Source organism: Buttiauxella cochleicola (genome assembly GCF_021282405.1).
Lineage (GTDB): Bacteria > Pseudomonadota > Gammaproteobacteria > Enterobacterales > Enterobacteriaceae > Buttiauxella > Buttiauxella massiliensis.
The window spans coordinates 185,231-208,861 of sequence record NZ_JAJSOU010000007.1 but is presented as its reverse complement, the minus strand read 5'-3'; the positions used below and the strand labels follow the sequence as shown (position 1 = coordinate 208,861).

Sequence of the window (23,631 nt, the reverse complement as noted above, 5' to 3'; positions counted from 1 at the left end):
TGAAGAAGGCGTTGTCTTATCCGAGTTGTTGAATCGCTTTTTCCAATGCCTGGCGTAGTAGATGCCGGTCGTGGCGATAACGAATATCAACTGCTTCCAGTGGCTCCTGAATGACTACACGGTCGGTAATTTCAGAAACGTCGGTCTGCGGGCCAACCACCACCGCATCAACAATACGTTTCCCGATGCGCTGTTCCATGATGTCCAGTGTCTGCCCAAGCGACAGGCTGGCGGCGGCGGTACTTAATTCTTTACCCAGATTGCCGATAAACACTACTGGAGCTGGAGTCCTGCGCAATGCTTGATCCATATCTTCCAGCAAAAGTATCGGCATTAAGCTTGTGTAAAAACTACCGGGCCCAATCAGAATAAGGTCTGCTTCAGAGATAGCCTGAACAGCTTCGCGGGTAGCATGCGCTTTTGGGTACAGCGATAGCTCCTGGGGCGGTGAAGAAAGCTGGTCAATATTTACTTCACCGTAAATAAAATGGCCATCTGCGTCTGTTGCCATCAAATCCACGGGGTGTTCAGACATCGGGATTAGAAATGCATCCACTTTTAGCAGGTTACGAATTAAATTGATGGCTTCTAAAGGCCTCACGCTCAGGTGATCCAATGCCTTTAACATCAAGTTTCCGAGGTTATGCCCGGAAAGTTCGCCATTACCGCCAAAACGGTACTCAAACATAGCAGAAGCAACGCTTTGTTCAGTAATTAACTGATTTAAACAGTTGCGCATATCGCCCCAGGCAATGCCTCCCTCAGAGCGCCTGATACGACCTGTCGAACCACCATTATCGGTTGTGGTAACAATGCCGGTTAAGCGTGAACCAAGAGAGGATAGGGATGACATAACCCTGCCCAGACCGTGCCCACCGCCAAGGGCGACCACCCGGTCTAAATCCGCAAACGTACGATTGCGCATAACTATTCCTTATGACGAACTATCGAAATAAGGTAGCGCAAAAGAGTACAGAATACGATTCAGGCTCAAGGGTTAATGATGTATATCAAAGCAAAAGTTCACTTTTCGCGTAGTCTGTGGCGAAATTGAACGATTAGTTCGTTATATATAGATTTATATAGCGAAAGCTGTTATGGCAGTTAACGCCGTCACGCGCTACTATCGCTTATCGCTCTAAAACACACTAAGCCTCTGGACCTAAGTCGAAAGATACGGTGCTTTGGCCGTGACCTTGAGTCACCAGGGTGCAGAAAGAAATGACTGCATCTCCCGTATTTGGAAGGTGTACATGGCTACTCAACTTACCGATGCATTCGCTCGTAAGTTTTTTTACCTGCGTCTGTCTATTACCGACGTTTGCAATTTCCGTTGCAACTATTGCCTGCCGGATGGCTACAAGCCTCATGGCGTGGCAAACAAAAGTTTCCTCAACGTCGCTGAAATTCGCCGTGTAACGCGCGCTTTTGCCGCCCTGGGTACTGAAAAAGTACGCCTGACAGGTGGTGAACCCTCTTTGCGTAAAGACTTCACTGACATTATCGCCGCTGTGCGTGAAAACCCTGGTATTCGCCAGATTGCCGTGACAACTAACGGCTATCGTCTTGCTCGCGATATCCAGCAGTGGCGCGATGCAGGGCTCACCGCAGTGAATGTTAGTGTTGATAGCCTCGATGCTCGCCAATTCCATGCTATTACCGGGCAGGATAAATTCCGCCAGGTGATGGATGGCATTGATGCCGCGTTTGCCGCAGGTTTTGAACGTGTAAAAGTGAACACAGTGCTGATGCGCGACGTAAACCACCACGAACTCGATACCTTCCTTGCGTGGATCAAACCCCGTCCAATCCAGCTACGCTTTATCGAGCTGATGGAAACCGGCGACGGCGGCGATTTGTTCCGCAAACACCACATTTCTGGCAAAACCATTCGCGACCAACTTCTGGCTCGCGGCTGGGTTCACCAGCTTCGCAGCCGCAGCGACGGCCCGGCGCAGGTCTTTTGCCACCCGGATTATCAAGGCGAAATTGGCCTGATCATGCCGTATGAAAAAGATTTCTGTGCCAGCTGCAACCGCCTGCGCGTGTCGTCAGTCGGCAACCTGCATCTGTGTTTGTTTGGTGAACAGGGCATTTCCCTGCGTGACCTGTTAGCTGATGACGGGCAAATCGACGAGCTTGAGGCGCGCATTGCTGAAGCCTTAACGCACAAAAAACAGACCCATTTCCTGCATGACGGTGATACCGGTATCACTCAAAACCTGTCTTATATCGGCGGCTAAAACCCGCTGGACCCCAATAATTTTGGGTATAAAAAGGAAGATAACAATGAGCCAGATAAGTAGCGAATTTGTCCCGGTAAATATTGCCATTCTGACCGTCTCAAGCCGCCGTGGCGAAGAAGACGACACCTCCGGCCATTATCTGCGTGAAGCGGCAACTGACGCGGGCCACCACATTGTTGCCAAAGCGATTGTGAAAGAAAACCGCTACGCAATTCGTGCCCACGTTTCCCAATGGATTGCTGATGATGAAGTTCAGGTGGTGTTGATTAACGGTGGCACCGGTTTTACCGATGGCGACCAGACCCCGGAAGCGCTTCTGCCGCTGTTTGACCGCGAAATCGAAGGTTTTGGTGAAGTGTTTCGCATGCTCTCTTTTGAAGAAATCGGCACATCAACGCTGCAATCGCGCGCGCTGGCAGGTATCGCGAACCGTACGCTGATCTTTGCTATGCCAGGTTCAACCAAAGCATGTCATACCGCGTGGGAAAATATCATTCAGCCACAGCTGGATGCCCGCGTGCGCCCTTGTAATTTCCACCCACATCTCAAGAAATAAACTATGTCGCAACTGACTCATATTAATGCGCAAGGCGAAGCGCACATGGTTGATGTTTCCGCCAAGGCAGAAACCGTGCGCGAGGCGCGTGCGGAAGCGTTTATCACCATGGAAGCTGCAACGCTCGCCATGATTATTGAAGGCAGTCACCACAAAGGTGATGTATTTGCCACGGCGCGTATTGCCGGGATTCAGGCTGCGAAGCGCACCTGGGATTTGATTCCGCTCTGCCACCCGCTAATGCTTAGCAAAGTCGAAGTCAATTTAGCCGCTGAGCCTGAACATAACCGCGTGCGTATTGAATCTGTATGCCGTTTGACGGGCAAAACGGGTGTTGAAATGGAAGCGTTGACCGCAGCATCTGTCGCCGCGTTAACCATCTACGATATGTGCAAAGCAGTGCAAAAAGACATGGTGATTGGCCCGGTGCGTTTGCTGGCAAAAAGTGGCGGTAAGTCTGGCGACTTTAAGGTTGAGAGCAATGATTAAAGTTCTGTTTTTTGCCCAGGTGCGTGAATTGGTCGATTGTGACCAACTGCAACTAGACGCCACTTTTAGCGATGTTGAACAGCTGCGAGAGAACCTTGCAACCAAAAGCGATCGTTGGGCGCTGGCATTAGAGTCCGGGAAATTACTGGCTGCCGTGAACCAGACGCTGGTGAGTTTCGACCATCCACTTACCGACGGTGATGAAGTTGCTTTCTTCCCACCGGTTACCGGAGGCTGAAATGGAGAACACCCGAATCCGCGTAAGCCATGAAAACTTCAACGTGGGTGATGAGTACCAGTGGCTCGCGCAGTGCGATGAAGACGGTGCGGTGGTGACCTTTACTGGCAAAGTGCGTAATCACAATCTTGGCGATAGCGTCAGCGCTTTAACGCTCGAACACTATCCCGGCATGACCGAAAAAGCGCTGGCGGAAATTATCGAAGAAGCGCGTAATCGCTGGCCGCTCCAACGTGTCAGTGTGATTCACCGTATTGGTGAGCTATGGCCGGGTGATGAAATCGTTTTTGTCGGGGTCACCGGCGCGCACCGTAGTTCGGCATTCGAGTCTGCGCAATTCATTATGGATTATCTGAAAACGCGTGCGCCGTTCTGGAAGCGCGAAGCCACTGCTGAAGGCGACCGTTGGGTCGAATCACGCGAAAGTGATAAGCAGGCGGCCAAACGCTGGTAACAGGCACCTTCGCGCAGTTGTGTTAATCTTAAAGTACAGGCTATCAAGCCTGAAATTCGGTCAACGTAATTCACTTAAGGAAGCATCATGGATCGATTCCCACGTTCCAATGACACCATCGTGCAGCAGGCCCGTACCGGCTTGCAGGCATATATGGCACAAGTTTATGGCTGGATGACCTGCGGCCTGTTACTGACGGCATTTGTCGCCTGGTATGCTGCGAATACGCCAGCAGTAATGGAATTCGTTTTTTCCAGTAAAATCACTTTCTTCGGGCTTATCATCGTTCAGTTGGGTTTAGTGTTTGTGCTCTCGGGCATGGTGCATAAGCTCAGCGCAGGTATGGCAACCAGCTTGTTTATGCTCTATTCGGCATTAACGGGTCTGACGCTTTCCAGCATTTTTATCGTCTACACCTACTCGTCTATCGCCAGCACCTTCGTCGTTGCAGGCGGCATGTTCGGGGCCATGAGCCTGTACGGTTACACCACTAAGCGTGATCTCAGCGGTTTTGGCAATATGCTGTTTATGGCGCTGATCGGTATTGTGTTGGCTTCACTAGTGAACATGTGGCTGAAAAGCACGGCGCTGATGTGGGCTGTAACATATATCGGCGTGATTGTGTTTGTGGGTCTGACGGCTTATGACACCCAGAAGCTGAAAAACATCGGTGAGCAAATTGATACCCGTGATACGCAAACTATGCGCAAATATTCAATTCTTGGCGCATTGACCCTGTATCTCGACTTCATCAACTTGTTCTTGATGTTGTTGCGTATTTTCGGCAACCGCCGTTAATTTCGATGATTATGTAGGGTGGATTAGCGTTAGCGACATCCACCCTAATTCTTACGAACTCTCCTGAATATTCTTCTCGTTCTTCACGCGCATCTTCTTCGCCCGACTCTCAAGCCCTAAATAGCAAACAATCGCCAGCAGCAGTGGGGCGATAAAATAGAGCATTCGATAGGCGATCAGGGCGGCAATAATAGTGCCGTTGCTAACATGCTCTCCTGCCAGTAGCGCGATAAACACCGCCTCTAGCACGCCGATCCCGGCAGGAATGTGCACAATCACCCCGGCAATACTGCTGACCAAGAGCACGCCTAACACGAAGAAGTAATTCACATCCTGACCCAGCAACAGCCAGATAATCGCGCCCATAACCATCCAGTTGGCGCCTGAAATTGCAAGTTGCAACAGAGCAAACTTGAACGATGGCAGCACCAGACGCTGGCCTTTTATCGTCATATGCCGATGTTTAGCAAAGGCGCAGAACCACAAATACACCGCGATAATCGCCAGCAGAACGGCACCTAAAATCCGTAATGTCGTCTCATCGATGTACCAGTGCTCCGGTAGTTGCACCACGCCGACGGTAAAAATCATGCCGGCCAGCAGAATATAGCCGAGCCAGTTAGTCGAAATACTTAACGAAAAAATACGCGTAATAGTGGCACTGGGCAGGCCAAGCCGTGAATAGAGCCGGTAGCGCATACCAATACCGCCAACCCAGGTACTCAGCGTTAAGTTAAAGGCATAACAGATAAACGACACTAACATCACCTGGCGCTTTGCCAGTTTGTGCCCGCAATACGACCGCGCCAGTAAATCGTAACAGCCGTAGATCAGGTAGCTCAAAATGACCAGGCCGACTGCGCTAAACAGTGCCAGACGGTTATAGTTACGAATAACCTTCCAGACCTCCTCCCAGTCAACCTTCGTTGCATACACCGTCAGCAGCACGATAACGGCGATGAAAAACAGCCAGGTGAGTATTTTCTTCGCTTTGCGCCATTTTGGATGCGAGTGCGACATCAGTATTTCACCCCTGGATTATCTGTCTCAACCCGATCCTGCGTTTCCATATGTGGCTGTGCGGGCGGCATCACTTGCGCAAGTTTTGGCGTATGCGCAGGTAACCAGCCGACCATCGCCGGGAAGTGGCGCAAGAAGTGGAATGCCAGCACGCTCTTACCCAAATTCCACCAGGTGCGTTTTGGCAGCATCGATTCGACAACCGGGTGGCAATCTTTGGCAATCAACCCGGTTAGATTGGCACGCAGCGTGTCATTGAATGTGCGGTCGTGAATAATCAAATTCGCTTCAAGATTTAGCGACAAACTCAACGGGTCAAGATTGCTGGAGCCGACTGTTGCCCAATGGTCATCCATGATGGCGACTTTGCCGTGTAGTGGGCGGCGGTGATATTCATAGATTTTCACTCCGGAACGCACTAAGTAGTTGTACAGCAGGCGTGCACCGACTTTGACAATCGGCATGTCAGGCTCGCCTTGCACAATCAATTTCACCGATACGCCACGGCGAGATGCAGTACGCATTGCATGGAGCAGCCGGTAGCCGGGGAAGAAATAGGCGTTGGCAATAATCACTTCACGCTTCGCTTTGCTGAGCATTTTCAGGTAATAACGCTCGATATCATCGCGGTGCTGGTTGTTATCTCGCCAGACAAACAATGCTTGTGCTTCACCGGGCGTCAGGTTTTCTTGCGCTGGGTTACGGCGGCGTCGCCACCAGTGGCGTTTATCGTCGTGACCGGGCAGGTTAGAAATCACGTACTGGTAAATATCATCCACCACCGGCCCTTCAACTTTGACCGAGTAATCTTGTTTAGCCTCCGGGCCGTAATCACTCATCTGTTCAGCGGAATAGTTAATACCGCCGACAAACGCCACCGTGCCGTCGACTACCACAATTTTGCGATGCATACGGCGGAACAGATTGGTCCGCATGCCAAACACTAACGGGCGCGGATCGTAGTAGCGGAACATCACACCGGCAGTGGTGAGTTGGCTAACAAATTCATCGCTTAAGTCCGGTGAACCGTAGCCATCAAGCAGAACTTCTACGCTCACGCCGCGACGGGCAGCATTAAGCAAAACTTCATGTAATTGCTTTCCAACATCATCTTCAAACCAGATGAATGTCTCGAGAATCACTTTGCTGCGGGCATGTTCTATGGCTTTAAATACAGCCGGGAAAAACTGGTCACCGTTTTCGAGTAATGTAATTCGGTTCCCGTCACGCCAGTTATTTTTCATATATGAATCTCCACGGCTAATGGCGCATGGTCGGAGAGATGCCGCCACTGCCGCAATGGCAGCGCCGTTGGTGCACTCGCGGACGCATTTTTCACATAAATTCTATCGAGGCGAAGCAGCGGAAAGCGAGCTGGGAAGGTGCGTGCCGGACGGCCGGTTGCACGGGTAAATACCTCATCCAATCCAGTTTGCTTTAATTGCCGGTTAGCGCGTTGCTGCCAGTCGTTAAAGTCGCCAGCCACAATTACTGGCTCGCCTTCTGGCAGTTCATTAACCAGTTGGCAGAGCATATTGAGCTGAGCCTGGCGGTGAGCGTCATGCAAACCGAGATGCACACAAATGACATGCGCACGAATATTGGCACCCGGTAGGTTTATCTGGCAGTGCAGCATGCCGCGTTTTTCGTGGCCTTCTACCGAAATATCGCGATTTTCATACTGGCTGATAGGGAAGCGAGATAACACGGCATTGCCGTGATGGCCTTCGGGATAAACCGCGTTGCGACCATAGGCAAAATCGCTCCACATTGTATCGGCGAGATATTCGTAGTGGCTGGTATCCGGCCAGTTATCAACATGCAGTGAGTGTGCTTCATGAGCACCCATCACCTCCTGCAAGCAGACAATGTCAGCAGAAACTGCACGTACTGCATCACGCAACTCAGGCAAAATAAAACGCCGGTTGAGTGCGGTGAAGCCTTTGTGTGTATTAATTGTGAGCACTTTAAAAGATAGGTGCTGAGCCTTATTACTCATGCTTCTCCCGGCATTGTTAACATCCTGATGAAAATAAAGTGTAGTCTCTGTCACAAATAGGTGCCGGGTTACGGAATTTTCCGCATACTGCGGTACTCTGAATGACAGGAAATAGCGGCCAGGAGAGAAATAATGAAATGGCAACAACGTGTACAAGTGACAACAGGCCTAAGCTGCTGGCAGATAATGCTGCATCTTTCTGTGCTTTGTTTACTGCTCGTTGGCTGGAAAACTGCCTCCCTCATACCGGTCGGGATTGGCTTATGTTTGCTGTATGCAGCAACAGTAATTTTAATGTTCGCCCTCCAGCGTGTACGCACCGGGCGGTTACGTGACATTGGTGATTTTCTTGAAGAGCTGACTACCACCTGGTATTTCGGCAATGCGATGATCGTGCTGTGGCTGTTGTCACGCGTGGTCGAAAACAAATTCCTGCTGGCAGGCGCAGGCCTGGCAATGATTGCCGGACCGATTATTTATTCGCTGCTGGTTAAAGATAAGGCATCAGGCGATTTTACGCCGAAACATCCAATACGCCGCTGAACCCGTTGTGGCTGCTATCACCAATAGTGGCCACACACTTCCCCACACAATGTCAAAACTCGCGTTCTTCAAATAAATCTGCTTAGTGATATCGGTGAAATGCCGTATCGGATTTACCCATGTCAGATTCTGCAACCACACTGGCATATTCTCGACAGGCGACACGTAACCCGACAGCAAAATCGCTGGCATCATAAAGACAAATACCCCGATAAATGCCTGCTGTTGTGTTGAACATAGCGATGAGATCAGCAAACCAAACCCCACCAACGACAAGCCATAAATCAGCATCGTGAAGTAAAACAGCAGCAGCGAGCCGGAAAATGGAATGTGATAACCCCATATCCCAACACCCAGCACGATGGTTGCCTGGCCAATCGCCACAATTTGCGCAGGCACTGCTTTGCCTACAAATATCTGCCAGGTCGCCAGTGGGGAAACCAGCAGTTGGTCGAGCGTGCCTTGTTCACGTTCGCGAGCCACGGAAAGCGAGGTAACAATCATCACGCCGATGGTAGTGATCATCGCAATCAGCGAAGGCACCACGAACCATTTGTAATCCAGATTTGGGTTGTACCAGTTGCGAACCACCAGTTCGCTGTTATTCGGTTTTGGCTGCCCGGAGACCAGTTCCTGTTGGTAATTCTTGACGATCTGTTGCAGGTAATTTGCCGCAATCTGTGCGCTATTGGAGTTACGCCCATCGAGAATAATTTGCAGTTTTGCCGGTTGCTGGCTGGCAATATCGCGTGAAAACTCTGCCGGGAAGCGAATCAGCAGCAGCGCTTTTTGGTTGTCGATTGTCGGCTGGATCTCCTGCGGGCTTTTTAGCAACAACACATGGCTAAACGCTTTAGCGCGCGCAAAACGCTGAGTCAATTCAACCGAGTGGCTGCCGTTATCTTCGTTATAAATCGCGATAGTAGCGTTGGTGACTTCAAGCGTTGCGGCAAACGGGAACAGTACGACCTGCAATACCACAGGCAAAATCAAGATCGCCCGCGTTTGCGGTTCGCGCAGTAGGGATTGCAGCTCTTTACGTATTAATGTCCATAACCGATAAATCATCGCTTTCCCCTAATCAAGACGGCGCTTGGTTTTAAGTGCCGTCAGGCCGATAAACATCACCGCCGAGGCAATCAAAAACAGTGTGTTGATAATCAAAACGGTCGAAATATTCCCCGCCAAAAACAGGCTTTGCAGCGTACTGACGAAATAGCGCGCCGGAATGATATAGGTCACCGCGCGGATAATCGCTGGCATGCTGTCAATCTGGAAGATAAAGCCCGACAGCATAATCGACGGTAGAAACGCGGCGTTTAACGCCACCTGGGCTGCATTAAACTGGTTGCGGGTGATCGTCGAAATTAACAGCCCCATGCCAAGCGTGCTGAGTAAAAACAGGCTGGTGATAAAGAACAGAATCAGCAGCGAACCGCGATAAGGCACGCCAAGAATAAACACCGACACCAACATGCATAGCAGCATCGCCAGCATACCCAGTACGTAATAAGGCAGCAGTTTGCACAGCAGCAACTCGGTGCGCGTCACCTGAGTTGAGAGCAACGCTTCCATAGTGCCGCGTTCCCATTCGCGCGCCACCACCAGCGAGGTCAGGATCGCGCCAATCACCGTCATGATGATGGTAATGGCTCCAGGAATAATAAAATGTTGGCTAATGGCTGCCGGGTTAAACCAATAACGTAGTTGCACATCAATTAACGGCTCAAACTTCTCGCCCCGATCTTCCGCTCGCTGTTGCTGCCAGATTTGCCAGATACCCTCCATGTAACCCTGCACAAAGTTGGCGGTGTTCGGCTCGCTACCGTCGGTAATCACCTGCACCGGGGCGGTGGCTCCGGCTCGCGCCATGTTCTGCGCAAAATCAGTAGGGATAACCACCAGCCCGCGAATTTTTCCTGCCTGCATCAGTTGAATCAGATGCTGGCGGTTATCGCTGATGGTGGGGGCGATATAGGGTGAGGCCGTAATGGTATGGGCGAAATCCAGTGCCTCCTCGCTTTGCTGCTCCAGCAAAACCCCGACGCGCAGGCGGCTGGAGTCGAGATTGATGCCGTAGCCAAAAATAAACAGCAACAACAGTGGGATAACCACCGCAATCAGCCAACTGCTTGGGTCGCGCACGATCTGGCGTGTTTCTTTCACGCACAGAGCGCGTACGCGCCGCCAGGAAACGGCTTGATTATGCTCGCGCATTTTCGTGCTCCTTATCCCACTGATGGATAAGCGTAATAAATGCCTGCTCCATCGTTGGGTCAGTTTGCTCGTCGTCGGCTGCTTGTTCTTTCAGGTCATCCGGTGTGCCGCTGGCTATCAACTTACCGCGATACACAAGGCCAATGCGGTCACAGTATTCGGCTTCATCCATAAAGTGCGTGGTCACCATAACGGTCACGCCTTTTTCCACCATGCTATTGATATGCAGCCAGAACTCACGGCGGGTGATCGGGTCAACGCCCGAGGTAGGTTCATCAAGAAACAAAATATCTGGCTCATGCATCAGCGAACAGGCCAGCGCCAGGCGCTGCTTAAAGCCCAGGGGTAGCGCATCTGTTGAGCTGTTCATGATGGGTTTTAGGCTGAACGCTTCACTCATTCGGTTAATTTTTTCCTCCTGAGCTTTGCCGCGCAGACCATACACACCGGAGAAAAATCGCAGGTTTTGTTCCACGGTAAGGTTGCCGTATAACGAAAATTTCTGTGCCATATAGCCAAGATGCTGGCGAGCTTTTCCAGAGCTGGTTTTCAAGTCCATATCCAGCACCAGCGCTTTGCCAGACGTTGGCACCAGCAGGCCGCACATCATTTTAAAAGTGGTGGATTTCCCGGCACCGTTTGGCCCTAACAGACCAAAAATTTCCCCGCGCTGAACGGTAAAGTCAACGTTATCAGTGGCAGCAAAATCACCGAATTTTTTGGTGAGCGATTCGGCTTTGATAACAGTTTCCCCCGGTTTCCCTTCCACGGTATGCAGAATTTTCCCCAGCGGAGATTCCTGGGTTGCCGCACCACCTAGCAGGTCGATAAACGCATCTTCAAAGCGTGGCTCGGTTTGTGAAATATTTTCTGGTGGCACATTCAGTGCCTGGGTGAGTTCTTCAACGGAGGCGTCTTTGGCGAGTATCAGGCGCACCGAACGGCCCTGAATCACGCCATCGCTGACCTGTGGTAATTTCAGCGCACGTTGCAGTAACTTGCGGTTGTTCTCGTCACTATGAGTCACCAGCAGCGAGCGCCCAGCCATTTGCTGCGTCAGTTCTTTAGGGGCACCGTGATACAACAGCTCGCCTTCGTTCATCAGTAGCACGTCGCGGCACTGTTCTGCTTCGTCGAGGTATGATGTACTCCATAGAATCAGCATGCCGTCGCCTGCCAGTTCATGCACCATTTGCCACAATTCGCGGCGAGAAATCGGGTCGACGCCAACGCCGGGTTCATCGAGCAGCAACACTTTTGGCTGGCCGACCAGCGTGCAGGCGAGGCCGAGTTTTTGTTTCATCCCGCCGGAGAGCTTCCCGGCAAGGCGAGTGGTAAACGGGCCGAGCGCGGTAAATTCCAGCAGCCGCTTAAAGGTTTTTTCGCGTTCCTCCCCGGTTACACCACGTAAATCGGCGTACAGCGTCAGGTTTTCCATCACGGTTAAATCTTCATACAGGCCAAACTTTTGCGGCATGTATCCCAGAACCGCATGTAACGCACGGTCATCTTCTATAGGATCGAGCCCGATTACGCTGGCATTCCCTTCGCTTGGTTTTAACAGCCCCGCCAGCATGCGCATCAGCGTGGTTTTCCCTGCACCATCCGGGCCGACGAGACCTGTCACTGAACCGGTATGAATCTCGCACTCAAGGCGTGCCACCGCTGGTTTTTCCTGGCCTGGGAACTGCTTCATTAGCCCTTGCAGGCGAATGATACCGTCCTGGCTACTCATGCGCTTTCTCGTCATTGAATTTCACGGTGACCGGCATTCCCTGGCGCAGCGCGTCGTCGGCATCGGTTACGATAATTCGCAGGCGATAAACCAGGTCGGTGCGTAAATCAGGTGTTTCAACAGTTTTCGGAGTGAATTCAGCCGTTGGGGAGACAAAGCCAATCTTTCCGTGATAAGGCTTATCCGGGCGACCATCGGTGTAAACCAGCAGTTCAGTGCCTGGTTTTGCCTGATTCAGACTCACCTCGTTGACGTAAGCTCGCACCCAAACCGGGCGGGTGAGGGAGAGGGTTAACACGGTGCTTCCGGCGTTCAACATGGTGCCAGGTTCAACCGCGCGGGTCAGCAGCGTACCGTCAGATGGCGCGATCAGCGTGGTGTCTTGCAAGTCCAGTTGCGCCTGAGCAAGCTGGGCTTTCGCCTGTTGCAGGCTGGCTTGTGCCTGGGCAATTTCCTGCGGGCGGTTACCGGTGCGATACTGGCTTAACTTATCGCGCGCGGCTTTCAGCGTCGCTTTTGCCTGGTCGCTCGATGAACGGGCATTTTCCAGTTCGTTGGCAGAAATAACCCGGCGCGCCCACAAACCTTGCTGGCGCTGATAAAAGTTCTGTGCGTAATCAAAAGCGGCCTGTGCCTGGTTTACCTGTGCTGCGGCCTGAGCGATTTCTTCGTCACGATAACCGGCGATGATCAAATCAAACTTTGCCTGCGCTGCTGCGACATTCGCCTGCGCTTGCAGCAATGAGTTTTGATAAGGCCCTTGATCCAACTCGCCCAGCGTTTCCCCGGCTTTGATTGCATCACCTTCGTCAACCTGCAGGGCCGCAAGTCGCCCGCCAACGCGAAAGCTCAAATTAACGGTGCGAATATCCACGTTTCCATAAAGAGTCAGGCCTTGGTCTTGCTGGCTTTTGTACCAGTACCAACCGCCAAGCCCCGCCGCGATAAGCGCCACCAGCGCCACGATAATTATTGGCATTTTACTTTTCATTGCTGGCATTTCCTCGTTCCATTGATAACCCCTGCAAAATGAAATCGATATGGCTGCGTACCACATCGCTGATTTGTTTCACGTTCTCTTTATCAAACGTCGGCCACCCAGCGCGCAGCAGAATGGTTTCGCGCCCGAGGCGAAACGCCAGAACCTGCCCGAGTAGCGCGTGAGTGTGCAAAATGGTGGCGGTGTCATCCGGGCTGCGTCCGGTGTAGCGCCCAACCAGCGTGGTGAGATGGGTGTGCATCGGTGCAATCACCTGCTCGTGAATCAGTTGATAAGCCGGGGTCGGTGAGAGCTGCTCGCGGGAGATAAACTTGCTTAGATTGAGCGTTTCATCGGCGGTCAGCAGGATGATCATATGCTCGCAAGCGGTATGAATAAGTTCGCGAATCTGCGGTTTATCGGGCTGCTGCTGGCTAAGGATCGCCTCGGCGCGTTCGACATGAGGCTTGAAATTTTGCGTGATAAAGTCGGCTATCCATTGCGCAGACGCCATATACAGCTCTTCTTTTGAGCCAAAATAGTAAGTGATAGCGGCAATGTTTTGCCCGGCAAGAGCCGCGATATCACGAGTCGTGGCGTGTAAACCGTATTCGCCAAATTGGGCAATGGCGGCGGTAATCAGCGTGTTTTTGGCCTGCTCGCCACGGGAGGTGACAGGCGTCGGTGTGGCATTCATACCGACCTCTTAAAAAAGTTAATCAATCGATTGACTAAGAGTAGGCTCCCGATTCAGTCGTGTCCAGTTGCAAACATTTATCTTGTGGATGCATGCAAAAATAGAATTTGTGCGCAAAGTCACAAAAGCTGCTACACTGCGCGGCTTACGGCACCGTGGTTTGTGCCCCTCTCTCGCGCCAGAATGACTGGCGTCATATGAACCCCTGGAAACTACACCGCACCTCGCGGTCAGGGCGATTCTGGAGTTCCAAATGTCTTTTGATTCTCTCGGCCTGAACGCCGATATTCTGCGTGCAGTGGAAGAGCAGGGCTATCGTGAGCCTACCCCTATTCAACGCCAGGCGATTCCGGTTGTTTTATCCGGCCGTGACCTGATGGCCAGTGCCCAAACCGGCACCGGTAAAACCGCTGGCTTTACCTTGCCGCTCTTGCAGCGCCTGGTAGACAAACAGCCTCATGCCAAAGGTCGTCGTCCGGTTCGTGCGCTCATCCTGACGCCAACTCGTGAGCTTGCCGCTCAGATTGGCGAAAACGTGAGTGACTACAGCAAGTATTTAGATATCCGTTCGCTGGTGGTTTTCGGTGGCGTGAGCATTAACCCGCAGATGATGAAACTGCGTAGCGGTGTCGATGTGCTGGTGGCAACACCTGGCCGTCTGTTAGATCTGGAACACCAGAACGCCGTGAAACTCGATCAGGTCGAAATCCTGGTGCTGGATGAAGCTGACCGCATGCTGGACATGGGTTTTATCCACGATATCCGTCGTGTGCTGGCTAAATTGCCTGCGCGTCGTCAGAACTTGCTGTTCTCCGCAACCTTCTCTGATGAGATTAAAGGCCTCGCTGAAAAGCTGCTGCATAATCCGGAAGAAGTTTCTGTTGCGCGTCGTAACACCGCATCCGAGCAAGTCACTCAGTACGTTCATTTCGTCGATAAGAAACGTAAAAGAGAACTGCTGTCACAGATGATTGGTGAAGGTAACTGGCAGCAAGTGCTGGTGTTTACCCGTACCAAACACGGTGCGAACCACCTGGCAGAACAGCTGGGTAAAGACGGTATTACCGCAGCGGCGATTCACGGTAACAAGAGCCAGGGTGCGCGTACTCGCGCATTGGCTGATTTCAAAAACGGTGGTATTCGTGTGCTGGTGGCAACAGACATCGCCGCGCGTGGTCTTGATATCGAAGAACTGCCGCACGTTGTGAACTACGAACTGCCAAACGTTCCGGAAGATTACGTACACCGTATTGGCCGTACAGGCCGTGCGGCGGCAACTGGTCAAGCGCTGTCACTGGTTTGTGTTGATGAACACAAACTGCTGCGTGACATCGAACGTGTGCTTAAACGTGAAGTGCCGCGTATGGCGCTGCCAGGTTACGAAGTTGACCCATCAATTCCTGCTGAGCCGATTGTTAATGGTCGTCAACAGCAGCGTGGTGGCGGTCGTGGTAATGGCGGCGGTCAGGGCCAGGGCCAACGTCGTGGTGGCAATGGTGGCGCATCTTCTGAGCGCAGCAATGCACCGCGTCGTCCATCTCGCCCACAAGGTGATGGTGCTGCGAAACCGGCTGGGGCGAACGCTCGTCGTCGTCCGGCGCGTAAGCCTGCATCCGCATAATTAATTAGGCTTTGCCAACTCAAATAGAGGCGCTAACATAGCGCCTCTTTTTTTACCGGAAAAACGCTATGCGTGTACTGCTTGCGCCAATGGAAGGGGTTCTCGACTCGTTGGTTCGTGAACTGCTGACAGAGGTCAATGACTACGACTTGTGTATCACCGAATTCTTGCGCGTGGTCGACCAGCTTTTACCGGCAAAATCCTTCCATAAACTTTGCCCCGAACTGCATCAGGCGAGCCGTACATCATCCGGTACGTTAGTCCGAATTCAACTCCTGGGGCAACATCCGCAATGGCTGGCTGAAAACGCTGCGCGCGCGGTGGAGCTAGGTTCCTGGGGTGTTGATCTTAACTGCGGCTGCCCATCTAAACTGGTGAATGGTAGCGGCGGCGGTGCCACACTGCTCAAAGATCCCGATCTGATTTACCGCGGCGCGAAAGCGATGCGTGAAGCCGTGCCTGCGCACTTACCCGTAACCGTTAAAATTCGACTCGGTTGGGACAGTGATGCGCGGCAGTTTGAAATTGCTGATGCGGTGCAGCAGGCAGGCGCCACTGAACTTGTCGTTCACGGGCGTACCAAAGAAGACGGCTATAAAGCCGAGCGCATTAACTGGGCTGCGATTGGTGAAATCCGCAAACGGTTATCGATCCCGGTGATTGCCAACGGTGAAATCTGGGATTGGCAAAGTGCGCAGGATTGTATGGCGGCAACGGGCTGTGATGCAGTGATGATCGGCCGTGGCGCGTTGAACATCCCCAATCTCAGCCGCGTGATTAAATACAACGAGCCGCGTATGCCATGGCCGGATGTAGTAAAACTTCTGCAAAAATATAGCCAGCTCGAAAAGCAGGGCGATACCGGTATGTATCACGTTGCGCGCATCAAGCAGTGGCTGGGGTATTTGCGTAAAGAATATGTTGAAGCGACGGATGTTTTTGCTGAAATTCGCACATTGAAAACATCGAAAGATATTGCATCATCTATTCAACGGCTTTGATTTGTATTTGAAGTATCCAGCATAATTGTGACTAGCATTGCAGACCCTGGAAAACGAAATGTTTATGGCATTAACGCTTTGGTGTCATCACCAGAATTAATCGGCTAATAAGGTTTAAAGGCATTGCATTGTTCGGCATGGGTGTCGGCATCGACTATGCTCAGTTTTGTTAGACCTGAGCATAGTGCGGGTACTGTTGCATCACAAAAATGGTAGCAATGTCTACAGCACAATCTCTCGCTGAAGTTTCTGCAACGCGGATCGTTATTCATGATGATATTTCCGCTTAGTTGGCATTGACCTTTTGTTCCATCAATCGGGCAAAAGTGATTGCAGTGGGTATGGTTAAGCTTGCTCATGGTTAATACCTTTATTTGCAATGAATTTGCCATGCAGCAATATAATCAAGGTCATACAGCATGAAATTTCCTATAGCCTGGGAGAGTTGGTTAGCTCTTAGTGATGAATATAAATTAAGGGTTTTCATAATCAATAATTCTGCATATTAAAAACGGAATTATCCCGGTGCATAAAACTATTACGTTCGCTATGAAAACTTCTGTAAGAACATTGAAATCGCGAATGACTCCATACTGCACACCCATCAACAATAATATTCTGTTACCGGTTAATATAGTTCACACCAACGCTAAAGGGTTCGGGTAAGTCATAACCTTTAACTCGCGTATTACCACCACAAATAGGTAAAAATTCAGCGGATTTATTTGTAGAGAGTGAGTTGTGAATAAATACAGGGAGAGAAATCTTACCCCAGGGATTAATACTAAACATGCTGGGTTTTTCTTTATCAATGAAAGTATTAAATAATGTTGTCATTATAATAAGGTGAAGAGAGTGATTCTGATTTATCACTATAATTATGGAGCGCATTGATATCGTAAGGATCATCAGTGTGCGGAATAACCATTTCTCCCTCGTTACTTTGGGAGGCGTTAAAGTTATTGGGTTGTTCCGCCAGAATGTTATTCGATGTCAGTAGAAGAATGACAAACAAAACAAAAATTTTCATAACCCCTCGTTCTATCTACCGCTTAAGCGATGGAATGCATTGAATGTGGTATGCGGAGGAAATACATTTCCTCTGCGCGTTCTACGTGCGCAACACGGTATCTGTGCGGTGGTACGGAAAAAAAGTTTTTGAAGGCGCGCGTGAGAGATTGTTGTGATTCAAACCCATAAAGATAGGCTAAATGGATAATTGACCCATCGTTTTGTTTGAGTCTGCGGGCTATCTCCGTCAGTTTACGGTTGCGGATGTATTGGCCTAATGAATAGCCAGTCTCTTTTTTAAACATCCTTTGCAAGTGCCACTTCGAATAGCCTGAACGATCTGAAACCCTTTCAATTGACATTGAAGCTTCCAGGTTCTCTTCTATCCAATCCAAAATGCAATCAATTGTCATTGCATCGTTGTTTCGTCTGGACATCACTACAACTCCAATCAAGCTAAAAATCGGTTTTCAATTTGATTAGCCAGCTTCTAATTTGATAATGATATTATTACCACGCTAACCATTTGTCAATGTTATGAATGCTCTGACGAAAACAAAGCTTAAGATCTGATATACCGTGTTCCTACAGGGAGGCATTAAGCCGCGATCTTCGTCACGATTTTCAATACATTCATTTGAGTGATATTTCGAAGCTGATAGAGTGTCCCAGTTGGATTGTTACTGCTGCGGCAGGCAAAACCTGATTTTCTGGCTCCTGCCGGATGTCAGGTTTTTTTGTTTCTGGGGTACTGATGAAAATCGCCAAAATACTCAATAACAATGTAGTGGTGATTCTTGACGAACACGGACGTGAACAAGTGGTTATGGGGCGTGGCCTTGGCTTTCAGAAGCATATTGGCGACACCCTGGAAAACGACAAGATCGAGAAAGTGTTTGCCCTGAAAAGTGATGAGCTGGTAGCGCGTTTAGGTGAGCTGTTGAGCCAAATCCCGCTGGAAGTGATGACTACCTGCGATCGTATTATCGAGCTTTCTCGCCAGAAGTTGGGGAAGTTACAAGATAGTCTCTACATCACGTTGACCGACCACTGCCATTTTGCCATCGAGCGGCAAAAGAAGGGGGTGGCAATCCGTAACGTGCTGCTTTGGGAAATTAAGCGCCTTTACCCTAAAGAGTTTCTGCTGGGTCAGGAAGCCGTAGAGCTGATTGGAAAACGGCTTAATGTGCAGCTCGCTGAAGACGAGGCCGGGTTTATCGCGCTGCATCTGGTCACCGCGCAGTTAAACAGCGAAATGCCGGAAGTGATGCATGTTACCCGGGTGATGCAGGAGATTTTGCAAATCGTAAAGTACCAGCTACGGTTTGAGTATGATGAAGATAGTTTGAGTTATCAGCGCTTTGTTACCCATCTTAAGTTTTTCGCCCAGCGGATGCTAAGTCGTAATGTGGTGGCAGATGATGACTTAACGCTCCATGCGGCGGTGAAAGATAATTATCCCCACGCATGGCGCTGTGCTGAAAAAATTAGTCGTCATTTGGTGAGTGAATACCAGCGTGAACTGACGACGGAAGAGATTATGTTTCTCGCTATTCACATTGAGCGAGTGCGTAAAGAGAGTCTTAAAGCTTCATAAATGCGCGTCGTAAGACGTGTGATAAAAACGGATTGTTACTGCTGCGGCAGGCAAAACCTGAGCACTGGCTTCCCTTCACGGGAGGCTGGTCTCAGGTTTTTTTTTACTCAAGACACACATGCCGAAAGGTGGAAGGAAAGCATTATGGGATATCAAGAGGTTGCCAGAGACATTCTGACCCATGTTGGTGGGCGCGAGAATATAGCAAGCCTGGTGCATTGCGCTACACGGCTGCGTTTTAAGTTAAAAGACCCGAAAAAAGCCGCAGCGGAGACGCTCAAAAAAAATCCGGGCGTCATTATGGTGGTGGAAAGCGGCGGTCAATTCCAGGTGGTGATTGGTAACCACGTCCATGATGTTTACAACGCCGTTTGTGCTGAAGCGGGGATTACGGAAGATACAGCCCAACAAGAACAGGAATCAGGTGAAAAAGTCAGTCTGCTCAGCCGATTGATTGATATTGTCTCGGCAGTTTTCACCCCTTTTATTGGTGTGATGGCGGCCTCGGGTATTCTCAAAGGCTTACTGGCTATGGCGGTGGTGTTCGGCTGGCTGGCGACCGATAGCGGTACTTACAAGCTATGGTTTGCGGCAAGTGACGCACTGTTTTATTTCTTCCCGCTGGTGCTCGGTTATACGGCAGGCAAGAAATTTGGTGGAAACCCATTTATTACCATGGCCATTGGTGGAGCGTTAACCCACCCGGTGGTGATGCAGGCATTAGATGCGGGCGCTGCGACTGAATATTTCCTCGGCATACCCATTACTTTTATTAACTACAGCTCATCGGTTATCCCCATTATTTTTGCTGCATGGGTAAGTTGTTGGGTGGAAAAGCAGGGCAACAAGCTGCTGCCTTCTGCGGTGCGTAATTTCTTTACCCCACTGTTTTGCCTCGCGATTACCGTACCGTTGACTTTCCTTTTGATTGGCCCGGCGGCAACGTGGCTTAGCCAGATGCTGGCGCATGGATATCAGGCGATTTACACCTTTGCACCCTGGCTTGCAGGTGCCGTGATGGGTGCTATCTGGCAGGTGTGCGTTATCTTCGGCCTGCACTGGGGCATGGTGCCGCTGATGATTAACAATTTATCGGTATTTGGGCACGACACACTGTTGCCGCTGCTGCTTCCGGCGATTATGGGGCAGGTTGGTGCCTGTCTCGGGGTCTTCCTGCGAACTCGTGATACACGCTTGAAAATGCTGGCAGGGTCGGCGGTGAGTGCCGGGATCTTTGGTATCACTGAACCCGCCGTTTATGGCGTCACATTACCAAATCGTCGTCCGTTTATTTTCGGATGTGTAGCAGGGGCGTTTGGTGGTGCCATCGTGGGGTTCAGCCACAGTAACGTTTATTCATTTGGCTTTGCCAATATCTTCACCATCGCGCAAATGATTCCGCCAGGCGGTATTGATGCCAGCGTGTGGGGCGCGGTAATTGGGATGGTTCTGGCTTTGGTACTGGCTTGCGCGCTGACCTATATCGCGGGATTACCTCGCAGCGAAGCCACAGAGAATGTCGCGACGAACACGAGTGAAAACGACATTCTTGCACCAATGAGCGGCACCGTTCTGGCGATGGATCAGGTCCCTGATTCCACATTCGCCAGTGGTTTGCTCGGTGAGGGGGCGGCAATCATTCCACTCACTGGCAAGGTTATCGCACCTTTCTATGGCGAAGTAGCCTCGTTATTCCAGACACGCCATGCCATTGGTTTACTTAGCAATAGCGGCATTGAAGTACTCATTCACATCGGTATTGATACGGTAAAACTGAATGGTCAGCACTTCACGACCCATGTGAAGGTGGGGGACAAAATTAAGCCAGGTGACCTGCTCATTGAATTCGACAGGCAGGCCATCCTGGATGCTGGATACGACCTGGCGACGCCGGTGATTATCAGCAATAGCGATGAATACACAGCAGTGACACGTATGACTAATAGCCATTCCATTGATTCGGGCATGCCGTTCCTGACGGTTCAACATTAAGGAGAAGTAGATGAAAGCATTTCCTGAGAAGTTTCTGTGGGGCGGCGCGATTGCCGCAAATCAGGTAGAAGGCGCGTGGCAGGAAGACGGAAAGGGGATTTCTACGTCCGACGTTCAGCCGCATGGCGTATTTGGTGATGTCGCCGAACGCAAACCAGGTGATTTTGGCATTAAAGACGTCGCCATTGATTTCTACCACCGCTATCCAGAGGATATCGCGCTGTTTGCAGAAATGGGCTTTAGCTGCCTGCGCGTCTCAATTGCCTGGACGCGTATTTTCCCGCAAGGGGACGAAACTCAGCCAAATGAAGTGGGCCTTGCCTATTACGACCGTTTGTTTGATGAATTGGCGAAACATAACATCACGCCAATGGTGACGCTGTCCCACTACGAAATGCCGTGGGGACTGGTGAAAAATTATGGCGGTTGGGGCAATCGTGAAGTCATCACATTCTTTGAGCGTTACGCCCGCACCGTGTTCACGCGATATAAAAACAAAGTGAAACTGTGGCTGACCTTTAACGAAATCAACATGTCGCTGCATGCGCCAATGACGGGTGTTGGGCTAAGTGAGAGCAGCAGCAAAGCAGAAATTTATCAGGCGATTCACCATCAGCTGGTCGCCAGTGCGTTGGCCGTGAAAGTCTGCCACGAAATCATTCCCGATGCGCGTATCGGTAACATGCTGCTTGGTGGCCTGGTTTATCCGCTCAGCTGTAAGCCAGAAGACGTGCTGGAAACCATGCAGGAAAACCGTAACTGGTTGTTCTTTGGTGATGTGCAGTGTCGGGGCGAGTACCCGGGCTATATGCTGCGTTACTTCCGCGACAATGGCATTAAGCTTGAGATCTCAGATAGCGACCGCGAAGCGCTGAAAACCACAATCGACTTTATTTCGTTCAGCTATTACATGACGGGTTGCGTCACTTCTGATGAAGCTCTGAATGAGAAGGCGCGTGGCAATATCCTCAATATGGTGCCAAACCCGCACCTGCCGAGTTCTGAGTGGGGCTGGCAGATTGACCCAGTAGGCCTGCGTATTTTGCTCAACAAGCTGTGGGATCGTTATCAGAAACCACTGTTTATTGTTGAAAACGGTCTTGGTGCTAAAGACAAGCTCGAAGCCGATGGCACAGTGCATGACGACTACCGCATTAGCTACCTCAACGACCACCTGGTGCAGGTGCGCGAAGCGATTGAAGATGGCGTGGAAGTGCTGGGCTACACCTGCTGGGGGCCAATTGACCTGGTGAGCGCATCGAAAGCTGAGTTATCTAAGCGCTACGGCTTTATCTATGTCGATCGCGACGACCAGGGCAACGGTACCCTTGAGCGCCGCCGTAAGAAAAGCTTCAACTGGTATAAAGAAGTGATTGCCAGTAATGGGGCGAGTCTGAAGTAGGCCGGATAAGCTTGCGCCATCCGACATTTGGCGGATGGCATTTTATTTTAAATAAGCTTAACCCACCAGGCGCTTAATAAAACCACGAACCCACATTAGCGCCGCGTCACTGTTATGGCGCTGATGCCATAGCAATGCCACATCAAACGGGGCCATCTCCAGCGGAACAGGGCTGCTGCGTAATCCCCATGTTTTCTGCCAACTCTCACAAAGCCCCTGCGGCACGGTCGCAAGCACAGGCATCATGCTTAATAAACCCGGTAAAGCGGAGAAATGCGGCGTGGTGTAGCTAATCTCACGTTTTAGACCCTGCCTGGCTAACAATGTGTCGATGTGGCTACTGGAGGCCTCACGGTAGCTCACCAGGATATGTTGCTGCGCGGCATACGTCTCTGCGTTAAGCGGTGCCTCAAGCTGTAGCTGAGTGGGATTCCAGAGAGTAACAAACTCCATTGCACTCAACTGTTCACGCTCCATCCAGCGCGCTGACTGATTCGCCACGCTGATGATCATATCCAGTTCGCCACCTTCCAGACGCTGCGCATCAGTGAAAGGATCGCTTGCCACTACGTTAAGGCGCACGCCAGGGGCATGTTCACGCAACGCAGGAACCAGTTGCGGCATCAGCCACATCTCTACCCAATCGTTCATGCCGATGGTAACTGTTGCTTTCGCATGCGCAGGGTTGAACTCTGCCTGTTGGAACAGTGCGCTCTGCAATTGCTCAAGCAGCGGCATCAGTTCGCCATGCAGTTCTGATGCCCGTGCGGTAGGCTGCATACGATGCCCGCTACGAATAAACAGTGGGTCGTCAAACATCTCCCGTAGACGAGCGAGCGAGCCGCTCACCGCAGGCTGCCCCAGATGCAGCTTATCAGCCGCCAGCGAGACGCTTTGTTCGCGAAATAAAACTGCAAAGGCAATCAGCAGGTTGAGGTCAATTTTGCGAAAATCACTTTCTTTGATAGTCATTATTTCTCCAATCAATTGGAGTGATAATAATGCTTCGCCACCAGGGTTCGCAAGTGTAGGGGAT

General features: G+C 50.9%; 25 protein-coding genes and 1 riboswitch. Of the genes, 12 read left to right on the top strand and 13 right to left on the bottom strand.

Features of this window, described 5'->3' with window-relative positions; translation table 11 throughout:
* Positions 1-16: 16 nt before the first annotated feature.
* Positions 17-925, bottom strand: a complete 909-nt coding sequence (yvcK, locus tag LVQ79_RS11930; RefSeq protein WP_232865096.1) for a uridine diphosphate-N-acetylglucosamine-binding protein YvcK — start codon at positions 923-925, stop codon at positions 17-19.
* 209 nt (positions 926-1,134) lie between these two features.
* A riboswitch (molybdenum cofactor riboswitch) is annotated at positions 1,135-1,266 on the top strand.
* On the opposite strand from yvcK, the gene moaA reads away from it, so the two are divergent.
* From moaA to LVQ79_RS11900, 6 genes are all read left to right on the top strand, one after another.
* Positions 1,254-2,243: a GTP 3',8-cyclase MoaA gene (gene moaA, locus LVQ79_RS11925; RefSeq protein ID WP_232865095.1), complete on the top strand. Its 990-nt coding sequence runs from the start codon at positions 1,254-1,256 to the stop codon at positions 2,241-2,243. Its footprint overlaps the riboswitch before it by 13 nt.
* Positions 2,244-2,289: 46 nt before the next feature.
* Positions 2,290-2,802 (top strand): molybdenum cofactor biosynthesis protein B, encoded by a 513-nt coding sequence (gene moaB, locus LVQ79_RS11920; RefSeq protein WP_232865094.1) that lies wholly within the window; start codon positions 2,290-2,292, stop codon positions 2,800-2,802.
* Positions 2,803-2,805: 3 nt separating this feature from the next.
* Positions 2,806-3,291: a cyclic pyranopterin monophosphate synthase MoaC gene (gene moaC, locus LVQ79_RS11915; RefSeq protein WP_232865093.1), complete on the top strand. Its 486-nt coding sequence runs from the start codon at positions 2,806-2,808 to the stop codon at positions 3,289-3,291.
* The gene (gene moaD / locus LVQ79_RS11910) at positions 3,284-3,529 is read left to right on the top strand and encodes a molybdopterin synthase sulfur carrier subunit (RefSeq protein ID WP_232865092.1); all 246 of its coding nucleotides are present in this window, start codon (positions 3,284-3,286) and stop codon (positions 3,527-3,529) included. Before moaC ends, moaD begins: the two co-directional genes overlap by 8 nt.
* Position 3,530: 1 nt before the next feature.
* A complete protein-coding gene (gene moaE, locus LVQ79_RS11905) occupies positions 3,531-3,983 on the top strand; it encodes a molybdopterin synthase catalytic subunit MoaE (RefSeq protein ID WP_151992805.1) in 453 nt (150 codons plus the stop codon).
* 87 nt (positions 3,984-4,070) lie between these two features.
* Positions 4,071-4,781, top strand: coding sequence for a Bax inhibitor-1/YccA family protein (locus tag LVQ79_RS11900; RefSeq protein WP_034456535.1), 711 nt, complete (start codon positions 4,071-4,073; stop codon positions 4,779-4,781).
* Between the two features lie 51 nt (positions 4,782-4,832).
* Here the strand turns inward: LVQ79_RS11900 and LVQ79_RS11895 are convergent, their stop codons facing one another.
* Genes LVQ79_RS11895 through LVQ79_RS11885 form a run of 3 tightly spaced genes read right to left on the bottom strand, consistent with a single transcriptional unit; the run spans position 4,833 to position 7,800 of the window.
* Positions 4,833-5,801, bottom strand: coding sequence for a lysylphosphatidylglycerol synthase domain-containing protein (locus tag LVQ79_RS11895; protein ID WP_232865091.1), 969 nt, complete (start codon positions 5,799-5,801; stop codon positions 4,833-4,835).
* The gene (clsB, locus tag LVQ79_RS11890) at positions 5,801-7,045 is read right to left on the bottom strand and encodes a cardiolipin synthase ClsB (RefSeq protein ID WP_232865090.1); all 1,245 of its coding nucleotides are present in this window, start codon (positions 7,043-7,045) and stop codon (positions 5,801-5,803) included. The genes LVQ79_RS11895 and clsB overlap by 1 nt, the downstream gene beginning before the upstream one ends.
* Positions 7,042-7,800: an endonuclease/exonuclease/phosphatase family protein gene (locus LVQ79_RS11885; RefSeq protein WP_232865089.1), complete on the bottom strand. Its 759-nt coding sequence runs from the start codon at positions 7,798-7,800 to the stop codon at positions 7,042-7,044. Before LVQ79_RS11885 ends, clsB begins: the two co-directional genes overlap by 4 nt.
* Positions 7,801-7,932: 132 nt before the next feature.
* On the opposite strand from LVQ79_RS11885, the gene LVQ79_RS11880 reads away from it, so the two are divergent.
* On the top strand, positions 7,933-8,343 hold the full coding sequence (locus LVQ79_RS11880; protein WP_232865088.1) for a YbhQ family protein: 411 nt from the start codon (positions 7,933-7,935) through the stop codon (positions 8,341-8,343).
* Here LVQ79_RS11880 and LVQ79_RS11875 read toward each other — a convergent pair.
* Genes LVQ79_RS11875 through cecR form a run of 5 tightly spaced genes read right to left on the bottom strand, consistent with a single transcriptional unit; the run spans position 8,305 to position 13,971 of the window.
* Positions 8,305-9,411, bottom strand: a complete 1,107-nt coding sequence (locus LVQ79_RS11875) for an ABC transporter permease (RefSeq protein ID WP_232865087.1) — start codon at positions 9,409-9,411, stop codon at positions 8,305-8,307. The genes LVQ79_RS11880 and LVQ79_RS11875 overlap by 39 nt on opposite strands.
* Positions 9,412-9,420: 9 nt before the next feature.
* Complete coding sequence (locus LVQ79_RS11870; protein ID WP_232865086.1) at positions 9,421-10,560, bottom strand: ABC transporter permease; 1,140 nt, start codon at positions 10,558-10,560, stop codon at positions 9,421-9,423.
* Entirely contained in the window at positions 10,547-12,295 is a 1,749-nt protein-coding gene (locus LVQ79_RS11865; protein WP_232865085.1) for an ATP-binding cassette domain-containing protein, read from the bottom strand. Before LVQ79_RS11865 ends, LVQ79_RS11870 begins: the two co-directional genes overlap by 14 nt.
* Positions 12,288-13,274, bottom strand: coding sequence for a secretion protein HlyD (hlyD, locus tag LVQ79_RS11860; RefSeq protein ID WP_370639849.1), 987 nt, complete (start codon positions 13,272-13,274; stop codon positions 12,288-12,290). The genes LVQ79_RS11865 and hlyD overlap by 8 nt, the downstream gene beginning before the upstream one ends.
* Before the next feature lies 1 nt (position 13,275).
* On the bottom strand, positions 13,276-13,971 hold the full coding sequence (gene cecR, locus LVQ79_RS11855) for a transcriptional regulator CecR (protein ID WP_232865083.1): 696 nt from the start codon (positions 13,969-13,971) through the stop codon (positions 13,276-13,278).
* Between the two features lie 253 nt (positions 13,972-14,224).
* Here cecR and rhlE point away from each other — a divergent pair, with 253 nt between their 5' ends.
* A complete protein-coding gene (rhlE, locus tag LVQ79_RS11850; RefSeq protein WP_232865082.1) occupies positions 14,225-15,592 on the top strand; it encodes an ATP-dependent RNA helicase RhlE in 1,368 nt (455 codons plus the stop codon).
* 68 nt (positions 15,593-15,660) lie between these two features.
* A complete protein-coding gene (gene dusC / locus LVQ79_RS11845) occupies positions 15,661-16,593 on the top strand; it encodes a tRNA dihydrouridine(16) synthase DusC (protein WP_232865081.1) in 933 nt (310 codons plus the stop codon).
* A gap of 104 nt (positions 16,594-16,697) precedes the next feature.
* Here the strand turns inward: dusC and hpdC are convergent, their stop codons facing one another.
* The 3 genes from hpdC to LVQ79_RS11840 form a co-directional block, all read right to left on the bottom strand.
* The gene (gene hpdC, locus LVQ79_RS22575; RefSeq protein WP_166671953.1) at positions 16,698-16,952 is read right to left on the bottom strand and encodes a 4-hydroxyphenylacetate decarboxylase small subunit; all 255 of its coding nucleotides are present in this window, start codon (positions 16,950-16,952) and stop codon (positions 16,698-16,700) included.
* Between the two features lie 461 nt (positions 16,953-17,413).
* Positions 17,414-17,623 (bottom strand): multiple antibiotic resistance regulatory protein MarB, encoded by a 210-nt coding sequence (gene marB, locus LVQ79_RS22570; RefSeq protein WP_370639847.1) that lies wholly within the window; start codon positions 17,621-17,623, stop codon positions 17,414-17,416.
* A gap of 22 nt (positions 17,624-17,645) precedes the next feature.
* Entirely contained in the window at positions 17,646-18,041 is a 396-nt protein-coding gene (locus LVQ79_RS11840; protein WP_232865080.1) for a helix-turn-helix domain-containing protein, read from the bottom strand.
* 317 nt (positions 18,042-18,358) lie between these two features.
* Between LVQ79_RS11840 and licT the strand changes: the two genes are divergently transcribed.
* The 3 genes from licT to LVQ79_RS11825 all read left to right on the top strand — a co-directional run bounded on the left by licT (position 18,359) and on the right by LVQ79_RS11825 (position 22,595).
* The gene (gene licT, locus LVQ79_RS11835; RefSeq protein ID WP_232865079.1) at positions 18,359-19,201 is read left to right on the top strand and encodes a BglG family transcription antiterminator LicT; all 843 of its coding nucleotides are present in this window, start codon (positions 18,359-18,361) and stop codon (positions 19,199-19,201) included.
* 144 nt (positions 19,202-19,345) lie between these two features.
* The gene (gene bglF, locus LVQ79_RS11830; protein ID WP_232865078.1) at positions 19,346-21,193 is read left to right on the top strand and encodes a PTS beta-glucoside transporter subunit IIABC; all 1,848 of its coding nucleotides are present in this window, start codon (positions 19,346-19,348) and stop codon (positions 21,191-21,193) included.
* Positions 21,194-21,203: 10 nt separating this feature from the next.
* Complete coding sequence (locus LVQ79_RS11825) at positions 21,204-22,595, top strand: glycoside hydrolase family 1 protein (RefSeq protein WP_232865077.1); 1,392 nt, start codon at positions 21,204-21,206, stop codon at positions 22,593-22,595.
* A gap of 57 nt (positions 22,596-22,652) precedes the next feature.
* On the opposite strand, the gene LVQ79_RS11820 is transcribed toward LVQ79_RS11825, so the two are convergent.
* Positions 22,653-23,567, bottom strand: coding sequence for a LysR family transcriptional regulator (locus LVQ79_RS11820; RefSeq protein WP_232865076.1), 915 nt, complete (start codon positions 23,565-23,567; stop codon positions 22,653-22,655).
* Positions 23,568-23,631 lie beyond the last annotated feature (64 nt).